Origin of the sequence: Occallatibacter gabretensis (assembly GCF_001449115.1) — a bacterium.
Lineage (GTDB): Bacteria > Acidobacteriota > Terriglobia > Terriglobales > Acidobacteriaceae > Telmatobacter > Telmatobacter gabretensis.
On the sequence record NZ_LAIJ01000012.1, the window covers coordinates 421,397 to 424,936 of the forward strand.

Annotated in this window: 2 protein-coding genes; one reads left to right on the forward strand and one right to left on the reverse strand. The window is 51.3% G+C overall.

Annotated elements, in window-relative coordinates; translation table 11 throughout:
• Positions 1–394 precede the first annotated feature (394 nt).
• A complete protein-coding gene (locus VO84_RS21000; protein WP_231738133.1) occupies positions 395–3,067 on the forward strand; it encodes an FG-GAP-like repeat-containing protein in 2,673 nt (890 codons plus the stop codon).
• Between the two features lie 203 nt (positions 3,068–3,270).
• On the opposite strand, the gene VO84_RS23100 is transcribed toward VO84_RS21000, so the two are convergent.
• Positions 3,271–3,540 (reverse strand): hypothetical protein (locus VO84_RS23100; protein WP_231738135.1); only part of this gene is annotated, 270 nt, incomplete at its 5' end.

Genomic DNA, 3,540 nt, shown 5'->3' on the forward strand with positions numbered 1-3,540 from the left:
TCAGGTCAAATTCTGCGATGCCACTGCCGCCTATTGCGAGGACTTCCATATCGTGGGCACCGCGCAACTCACCTCATCCGGTACTGCTGTCCTTAAATTCCGCCCCACGGTCGGCAGCCATAACTACAAGGCCGTCTTTCTAGGCACCAATACTTATGCTACAAGTACCTCCGCGACATCTTCGCTAAGCGTTACCGGCCTTAATCCCACTACAACATCCCTGGCCTATTCCCCAACCACAAGTAGCCCCAGGCAGCTAGCCGCCTCGGTCCTCGGTACAGATATCCTTAGCCCATCACCCACGGGAACAGTCTCATTCCTCGATACAGGCAACAGCACGCAGCTTGGAACCGCCAGTCTTACAAGTCAAGGCATAGGAATGTGGACCTCTCCCTTGCCGGCAATTTCTAATTATGGCGATTGGAGCCCCGCAGTTGCCGACTTCAATGGAGATGGCATCCCGGATATAGCCGTCTATGCTTATAACGAATTGATCATTTTTTTAGGTAGTGCCAGCGGTACGTTTACTGAAGTCACCACTCCTATTGTTCCAAATGTTAACGTGGGGAGCGCCCAGTTGATCGTCGGCGATTTCAATCAGGATGGAGCTCTCGACCTGGCTGTCAACGCAAACAATTCGGATAATACAACTACGCTATCCATATTTTCCGGCAACGGAGACGGAACATTTACCGTCGGCGCCGCATACCCATTGAACAGCTATTACTATAATGGTGATTTCCTTGACGCCGCCCAATACATCTATCCACCAGTTGTGGTGGCTGATTTCAACCACGACGGTATTCCTGATATGGCGGTCCTCACCTTAAACAGCAATGTTAGCTACGTAGATCTAACAATCCTGCTTGGCAAGGGGGATGGAACTTTTACGGCCGTAACTGGATTAACTGGCCTGTCCAACGTTTACTTGCCTTATGCTTTTTCGGTAAGTGATTTCAATGGAGATGGCATTCCGGATGTCGCTGTTGCATTTGCCCTAAATGATCAATTCGAGGACGGCAATCTAAACACTTATCTTGGCAAAGGTGACGGAACGTTCAGTCCCACGCCATCTACTTCTACTTACATTAATGCCGCACCAACGAACATGGTTGTAGCGGATTTCAATGGGGATGGAAGGCCGGATATAGCCGTCAATACACTTCAGTGGATTCCCCCCGATTCCGGCAATTTCTCTCCGATTACCATCGCGTTATATCTGGCAAGCGGAAACGGAAATTTCACTGGCGAGCTCGCCTCGGCTCAGACGGAACAGGTCTCCTACATCTACCTGGGCAATTTTACCGGAGATGTAAATCCCGAATTATGGGGTGAAGGAGAACAAGGAAATCATGTGTTTGTTTATGACCCAACTAGCGGCAATTTTGATGAGACCAGCGCCCCTCCCACACTTGGTGTTGGTTCTCTTCCGGATATTTTTTATGTAGGAGAAGCCGTAGCAGCAGATATTAATGGAGATGGGATAACAGATTTCGTCTCACCCACCTTTACAGACATTACATCATCTATCAGCACTGGTTCGGTTCCAATCTCGGGCTTTCCATCTGGTGGATATACAATCCAGGCCGACTACTCGGGAGACAGCAACTTTGCTCCGAGTACATCGAGCATCGGTAGCCCGCAGACAACAAAGCTTACCCTGAGCATGTCTCCTAACGCCGGCCTTATAGCGGGACAGACAGTCACATTTACCGCTACGCTCACCCCCTATTCCTACCCGGGCTATAGCACAGACGGCGAATCCATCAACTTTTTGTACGGAGGCTTCTACCTGGGCACGAGCAAGTTGTCCAATGGAGTTGCTACGCTCGTGACTCAAAATATCGTTGCAGGTCTAAACGCTTTTTCTGCAGTGTATCCCGGAGATTTGAACTTTTTTGCCAGCACTTCTAACACGGTGACAACGACAGTTTCGAAGGCTCAGCCTACACTGACCTTAAGTGCAGGCCCCTCGATCGGTATATACGGAGAGGCGACGACCCTTACGGCAACTTTTAATGGCTATAATCTCGGATCCGTTTACGGTGAGCAGATCACGTTTTTAAACGGTGGCCAGGTTCTGGGAACTGGCTCGTTGTCCCCTGATGGTATTGCGACCCTGAATATATCCACGCTACCAGTGGGGACCGACTCACTCACTGCAACTTATGCAGGTGACAACAACAATTTGAGCGTAACCTCAAATGCTCTTCCATACACGGTCATCCCGGAGCCCCCGGTTGTGACCAGTCCCACCCCTGGCAGTCAGCTTTCCGGTTCAACAGTCACCTTCCAGTGGACGCCATTAAGCGGCGTCATATACCAGCTTGCCGTGGGAACGAAATGGCCTGGTTCTGAGGACATTTATGGAGGTGGCGCCACAACGGCAACCTCGGCTACGATTTCCGGCATTCCCACGAATGGCGTGAACGTGTATGTCATGCTCCGATCTGTGATCAGTGGGACAGTATATACAAACTTCTATACCTACACCGCCGCCGGTTCTCTTACACCTCCGGCGCTGACAATGCCTGCGCCGGGTAGTCATCTTTCCGGTTCGACCGCGACCTTCCAGTGGTCATCGGGCAGTGGGCCAAGCGCATATCTGATCAATGTAGGAACCAAATGGCCGGGTGCCGATGACATCTATGGATCAGGCGTCACGACAGCGACATCAGCCGCTGTTTCAGGCCTGCCCACCAACGGCGTCAACGTCTATGTCCTGCTGCGTTATCTCTTCAATGGGGTCTGGACAGATCTGAATTACACCTACACGGCAGCCGGTTCTATCACTCCGCCGGTGATGACAACTCCCGCACCGGGCAGCGTGCTTCCAGGCGCCAGCGTCACGTTCAATTGGACACCGGGTACCGGCGTTACGGCGTACTCGCTCTTTGCGGGTACATACGGGCCCGGCTATTTCAACATTGGTGGTTCGCCCACCCTCACAACCACTTCGTTCACGCTGCCCAACATTCCAACAAACGGCAAGCCTGTGTATGTGACGCTTCGGTATCAAATCAACGGCGTCTGGCAAACCACGGGCTACACCTATACAGCTCAATAAGGTTCACTGGGGACGGCCCTGTTACTTTCGTCCATTGAACTTTCGTACCGTGTTCCATCCGCAGAAAGTTTGCGTGCAATTAACCCCGAATATGCTTTACTCATAATCAGCAGAGAAAGCGACGGCCCGAATCCTCATGGATTCGGGCCGTCTTCATTTACTAGGCAAAGAGAGGGCAACAGTCGATGATTCAGCTTCCACCGTCACTTGGAATCTGTCATCGATTCCCTCCGAAACAGCACAGGATTGCACAGTCCGGGCATAAAGATCGCATGAAGATTTTCCGAAAAACTGTGCAGATCGCCGCAAGCCACACAAACAAAACCAATTGGAAAACTGTGCAGCACAGGATAAACGCGCCGAATAATGTTGGCAAAGATCGCCAGGTTGATAACAAACCTCATCCGACGGCATTTGGCAGTTTGTCTTTGTACCGGATGAGGAGTGGAACGAGTCTTCTGGCGTCCCAGTAT